Source organism: Blastomonas sp., from assembly GCF_041747255.1.
Taxonomy (GTDB): domain Bacteria; phylum Pseudomonadota; class Alphaproteobacteria; order Sphingomonadales; family Sphingomonadaceae; genus Blastomonas.
Genome location: NZ_JBGTFM010000003.1, coordinates 1 through 5807 on the forward strand (window position 1 = coordinate 1; position 5807 = coordinate 5807).

At 64.2% G+C, this 5807-nt stretch carries 7 protein-coding genes; 4 read left to right on the forward strand and 3 right to left on the reverse strand.

The window, feature by feature from the left end; translation table 11 throughout:
- From ACEW8G_RS00235 to ACEW8G_RS00250, 4 genes are all read left to right on the forward strand, one after another.
- Positions 1-1001 (forward strand): nitrilase-related carbon-nitrogen hydrolase (locus ACEW8G_RS00235; protein ID WP_373486447.1); only part of this gene is annotated, 1001 nt, incomplete at its 5' end.
- A gap of 114 nt (positions 1002-1115) precedes the next feature.
- Positions 1116-2327 (forward strand): class I SAM-dependent methyltransferase, encoded by a 1212-nt coding sequence (locus ACEW8G_RS00240; RefSeq protein WP_373486448.1) that lies wholly within the window; start codon positions 1116-1118, stop codon positions 2325-2327.
- Between the two features lie 128 nt (positions 2328-2455).
- A complete protein-coding gene (locus ACEW8G_RS00245) occupies positions 2456-2815 on the forward strand; it encodes a hypothetical protein (RefSeq protein WP_373486449.1) in 360 nt (119 codons plus the stop codon).
- Positions 2815-3555 (forward strand): hypothetical protein, encoded by a 741-nt coding sequence (locus ACEW8G_RS00250; RefSeq protein ID WP_373486450.1) that lies wholly within the window; start codon positions 2815-2817, stop codon positions 3553-3555. The genes ACEW8G_RS00245 and ACEW8G_RS00250 overlap by 1 nt, the downstream gene beginning before the upstream one ends.
- On the opposite strand, the gene ACEW8G_RS00255 is transcribed toward ACEW8G_RS00250, so the two are convergent.
- The 3 genes from ACEW8G_RS00255 to ACEW8G_RS00265 all read right to left on the reverse strand — a co-directional run.
- Positions 3552-4016 carry a DUF1330 domain-containing protein gene (locus ACEW8G_RS00255; protein ID WP_373486451.1) on the reverse strand — a complete coding sequence of 155 codons (465 nt, stop codon included), beginning with the start codon at positions 4014-4016 and terminating at the stop codon, positions 3552-3554. The two genes, ACEW8G_RS00250 and ACEW8G_RS00255, sit on opposite strands and share 4 nt — an antisense overlap.
- Positions 4013-4483 carry a hypothetical protein gene (locus ACEW8G_RS00260; RefSeq protein ID WP_373486452.1) on the reverse strand — a complete coding sequence of 157 codons (471 nt, stop codon included), beginning with the start codon at positions 4481-4483 and terminating at the stop codon, positions 4013-4015. Before ACEW8G_RS00260 ends, ACEW8G_RS00255 begins: the two co-directional genes overlap by 4 nt.
- On the reverse strand, positions 4480-5807 hold a 1328-nt coding region (locus ACEW8G_RS00265; RefSeq protein ID WP_373486453.1), incomplete at its 5' end, for an aldehyde dehydrogenase family protein. The genes ACEW8G_RS00265 and ACEW8G_RS00260, both read right to left, overlap by 4 nt.

Genomic DNA, 5807 nt, shown 5'->3' on the forward strand with positions numbered 1-5807 from the left:
CGGTCGAGCGCGCCGCCGACCGCGCCGCCGCGCGCACACAAGTGATGGCGATGATGGGCGAGGTCGAGGCGAAAATCCGCTCGGCGCGCATTTTTATTGAGCAATATGGCGGGCACCCCGTGCGGCTCGCGGTGCTGCCCGAATACCTCTTCACCAGCTATCCTGGGCGCATTTCAATCCCGGACTTCGCCGCGATCGCCGCGTTCGAGATGCAAGGGCCCGAATATGACGCGCTGGGCAAGATCGCGCAGACGCTCAACCTGTTTCTGGCGGGCAACGCCTATGAGGTCGATCCGAATTTTCCGGGCCTGTATTTTCAGGCGAGCTTTGTCATCGCGCCTTCGGGCGACATCGTGCTGCGTTACCGGCGCTTGAATTCAATGTTCGCGCCGACGCCGCACGATGTGTGGAGCAAGTATCTGGATGTCTATGGCATTGACGGCGTGTTCCCGGTGGCGCGCACCGAGATCGGCAACCTGTCGGCGATCGCATCGGAGGAAATCCTCTATCCCGAGATTGCCCGCGCGCACGCGCTTCGCGGGGCCGAGCTGTTTGTGCACAGCTCATCTGAAATCGGGTCGCCGCTTGATACCAACAAGGATATCGCCAAGCGCGCACGCGCCTTTGAGAACATGGCCTATGTCGTCTCAGCCAACACCGCAGGCATCGAGGGCACCAGCCTGCCGCTCGCCAGCGCCGACGGCAACAGCCAGATCGTCGACTGGAAGGGCCGCGTGGTCGCCGAATCAAACAGCGGCGAGACATTCACCGCCTTTGCCGAGATCGACCTGGGGGCACTGCGTCACGCGCGCCGTACGCCCGGCATGACCAACTATCTGGCGCGCCAGCGGCTGGAGCTGTTTGCAGCAGCGTACCAGACCGTGCGGCATCCGGCGGACGGGATGCTCGAAGGCACCGCGATCAGGGTGCCCGACCGCGACTATTTCAAGCGCACGCAAGAACAGGTGATCGAGCGGATGGTGAAGGACGGGCTGATCTGAGCGTCTTGTGCGCGCCCCGTTTTCCGGCGAAAGCCGGAGCCCAGGAGTCAGATCGCGCTTAGCCGCCCTGGATTCCGGCTTGCGCCGGAAAACGGAGAATGAACGAGGACTAGCATGACGCACCAATTCGATGTCGCCCCGCCCTATACCGCCGTTGCGCTGCATGGCGTGTCGCCGCAGCCCAGCCATGACGAGGCGGCGCGGTTCAATTTCCTCGCTAACCTCAACAAATATCTCTCCGGAACGCTGGGTCCCGGCAACAGGCTGGCGTATGACACGCGCGTGCTGCCCGCCTTCGTCGCCGAACATGGCCGCGAACCGAAGGACCGGTTCGAAATCCGCCACGCGATGAACCGCGACCCGCATCACCGCTTCTGGTCGGCGCTCAAGCGCAACAGCATGGAGATGCGCCAGCAGAACGGCCGCGCGATGGTGCTGCGCCAGCTTGATGAACTGAACGCCCGCGCCCGCCAGTATAACGAGGGCCGTGACACGCTTGAGCTCGACCCGAGCATCCCGGTGCCACGCTACCAAAGCGCGATCGACATCCACTGCATGCCCGGCAGCTATCACGGCGAGGAAATCCCCGGCGATGTGTCCGCGGGCGCGAATTATGATTGCGGCATCTTCGCCACCACCGCAGGCGGGCTGGGGGCGCTGTCGGATGGCGGCGGTCAGGCCCTGGTCGAATGGATCAGGCGCGCGCGTCCCGGCTGGGCACCGCAGCGCATCCTCGATATCGGCTGCACCGTCGGGCACAATATCGTGCCGTTGGCGCTCGCCTTTCCCGACTGCGAAGTCATCGCCATCGATACCGCCGCACCCTCGCTACGCTATGCCCATGCGCGCGCGCAATCACTGGGCGCGACCAACATCCGTTTCGTGCAGGCCAATGCCGAGGATCTGTCGCGCTGGAGCGATGAAAGCTTTGACTGGGTGCAGACCACGATGTTCCTGCACGAGACCAGCGGCACGGCATTGCCGCGCATCATCGGTGAGGGCTACCGCGTGCTCAAGGCGGGCGGGCTGATGCTGCATCTGGAGCAGCCGCAATATTCCGATGACATGCCGCTTTACGAGCAGTTCATCCGCGACTGGGATGCGTTCAACAACAACGAACCATTCTGGTCGGCGATGCACGCGCTCGACCTCAAGGCGATCATGCGCGCATCCGGTTTTGACGAAGCTGAGCTGTTTGTCACCGGCGTGCGCGCCGTGGTGGATACCAGCATCTTCCCCTCGGCTGGCGATGAGCAGGAAGAAGACCATGGCCGCGCTGCGGTGTGGAATGCTTATGGTGCGTGGAAGGGTGGCAAGCCTGCGTAATCACGGCACCACCTCTTGATTCCCCGCGAAGGCGGGGACCCATCTCCTGACCGTTCCGCTGGACGCAGGGGTGGAGAGATCGCCCCCTTCCTGCGCAGGGGACCGGCTGAGTATTTTGGAGAAGAGTTTTGACCGATCCCATCGACTGGATGACCCGCGCCAATGCGCGCGCCAAGGGCAAGCGTCCCGATTTCCTCGGCGACCACGACAAGGAGCGGATGCTGTCGATTCTGATGGCGGTGATTGGCGAAGTTTCGGTGCTGCGCGAGCGGCTCGATACGGTCGAGCGGCTGCTTGAGGCAAAGGGCACGATCAGCCGCGCCGATATCGAAGGCTATGCGCCAGACCGCGATGCGGGCTTTGAGCGGGGCGCGATGATCCGCGAATATATCGCCCGCATCATGCGCGGACCGCAGCAGATGATGGAAGCGATGCAGACCGACGACAAGCCGGTCGAGGAGCTCAGCCGCGAATTGAAGGAGCTGTGATGACCCAGCTAGCCATGCCCCATCGCACCGTGCGCGGGCAGATCCGCTACACCTCGAAAAAGCCGGGCCTGGAAGACATGGTGCGCGGTGGCGAGTGGTTCAGCTTCACCCATCATGGCGACGGCAGCGTCATCTTGAACGCCCATTGCGAAATTGCCGAGCCTGATCCGGTGGTGATGCGCGACATAATCTATGCGATCGGACCCGATGGACGGCCGCGCAATTGCCATGTGCACCTGATGGTCGGTGACCGGTTCATGGGATCGGGCTGGTTCGGAATCGATGCGCGCGAGGATGGCGGAACGATCCAGTGCGAGAGCAACGGGCCGGGCATCGGCCGCCTGTCGCAGCGGATCGACTATGTCGGGCCGATCGATGGGTTTGGCACGCATCCGATTGCAGGCGATGCCTATATGACCCGCTGCATGGACCTGTCACGCGGGCCGCATGCGCGCACGATCCGCTGCTTCCTGCCATCGCCCGACCATCGCGGCGCGACCCCGCCGATGGCGGCCGAAGTTACCATAGACCTTGAATACAAGGGCGAGGAAAGCGTGACGGTCGCTGCCGGCACCTTCGATTGCCGCCGCTTCGCCTTTGTCGACAGGGGCGCGATGGGCGGCAACCAGCACCCGGCCTATGACATGTGGGTGACCGCAGATGACGATGCGGTGTTCGTGCAGGGCGGTGTCGGCGGCTATATGGCGACTTGGTACGAGCTGATCGCGCTCGAGCGTTAGGGTTTGGGCGCGACCTGGGCAATGCCCGAAGGATCGAAGGTGGCGCTATAGCCATTGTCGCCGACTTTGCCGACCAGATCGGCGCGCAACGGGACTTCGGGATAGACTGTGACCGTATAGTCACCCGCCGAGGGGCTCAGCCGCAGCGGCCTGATGTTGTCCTGATATTCCCTTGAGTTCCAGAACGCCTGCGCGTTGGCGAGGCACGGGAAGCGCACCATCAGCACGGTATAGCCCGGCGGCGGCTCACCCTCAAATGTCGCCAGCGGGCGCGGCATGTTGATATAATAGCCGCCCAGCTTTTCGTACAATTTGCTGTCGGCAATCGCCTTGCCATAAGCGGCCATGCGTTCGCGGTCGAGCGTCGGCCCGGCAATAACCATCACCACCGGGGTGTCGCAAACGGGTGAGTGCCCCGTTCCGTCGGCGCTCGCAGCCATCATCAACAAGGGGGTAATCATAGTTCAGCCTCCGGATCGCGCGAAATGCGCCGCTCGTCGCACAGGGTTCGTTTGAAAAACGTGCCATCGCGCAGCCATTGCCAGGTGCGCGCGCGGCTCTCGCCGTCATCGGATATCTGGATCATCTCGGTAAAGCGCACCCCCGGCTCGTCCTTGCGATGGAGCGTCAGCATCAGCACATTGTCGCGCGTTTCCCAGCCAAACCCATGGAACCGGTCGGTGTCCCAATACAGCCGCCCGTCGCGAAGCACGCCGCCGAAGCTGAGGCGCTGTTCGCGGCCGTCGGGCCAGATCAGATGATTGTGCTGAATATAAGCGAAGTCGCCAGATGCCGGAAATTCGCAGCGCGTGCGCATCCGGTGCTGGTCGATCAACTGGCCGTCATGATCCAGATGGCGGTAGATGCCATCCCACAGCCCCTCATGCGCAAACAGCGCGGGCATCGCCCTGGCAAGCGCAGCCCTCATCGCGACGCATCCTCGGCATAGGCAGCGAGCGGCAGCGGCGCGCCTGTCTGGCGGATCAGCGCCTGTTTGCGCAGAAAGCGCAGCAAGCCGCTCGCACCCATCCGCGACGGCCCCATGCCCGACATCTTGAACGAGCTGTTTTCCGCGTCCCACACCATTGATGTCATCGATCCGTCGTTGATCGACACCGCACCCGCCTCCAGCCGGATGGCGACGCTTTCCGCCTCCTCTGGCGTGGCCGCGACCACGGCCGCCGAAAGCCCGTAGATGCTGTCGTTGGCCTGAGCGATGGCGTCCTCGACCTTGTCGAACGCGATCACCGGCAGCACCGGGCCAAAGGTCTCGTCGCGCACGATCGCCATGGCAGCGGTCGCATCGGCGATCACGGTGGGCTTGAGATACTGGCCGCCACCCAAAGTCTCGACCGTGCCGCCGGTGAGCACCCTCGCCCCTTGCGCGACCGCCTCGTCGATCTGCGCCTGCACCTTGGCGGCCTGGGGTGCGAAGATGAACGGGCCGATGTCGCCCACCGCGATGTCGGGATGGTTGAGCCGCACCGCGCCCGCCGCTACGACCAGCGCATCGAGAAATGGCTGGTAAATGGCGCGCGCCACATAGATGCGCTCGATCGACTGGCAAGCCTGACCGGTCGCCACGATGCTGGCGCGCAACGCCAGATGCGCAGCGGCGACCGGATCGGCGCTGGCCAGCACGATCATCGGGTCCTTGCCGCCAAGCTCAAGATTGGCAGGGATAAACGCGCGCGCCGCAGCTTGCGCCACCTTGCGCCCGGTCGCCACCGATCCGGTGAAGCAGATATAATCGACCGCCTCGACCAAGGCCTGGCCGGTCGCGGCATCGCCTTCGATGAACGAGAGAACCGCCGCGAGTTCGGGCACCTGAGCGATGGTGTCTCGCAAGGGCGCGATGAAACGCGGGGTGATTTCCGACGGCTTGACCAAGACGGCACACCCCGCCGCAAGCGCCGGGATCGCGTCGATGGACGAGAGCACGATCGGGAAGTTCCACGGTGCGATCGCCCCGAACAGCGGATAGGGCACCAGCCGGGTGCTGTTGCGCACGGTGGGGTGAGCGCTTGGCTGGTCATTGCGCGTGTGTTCGGCGATCAGCTTTGGCGCGAGATCGGCCCAGCGCCGGATGGTGCCGGCAAGGCCATCGACCTCGATTGCGGAAATCCGCTGACGTCCGGTGTCAAGCGTCAGCGCGGCGAGCAGAGGCTGGCGATGCGCCGCGACCGCATCGGCCCAGCGGTGCAGGATCGCCGAGCGCGCCTGCGGTTCAAGCGCCTCCCACGCTGGCTGTG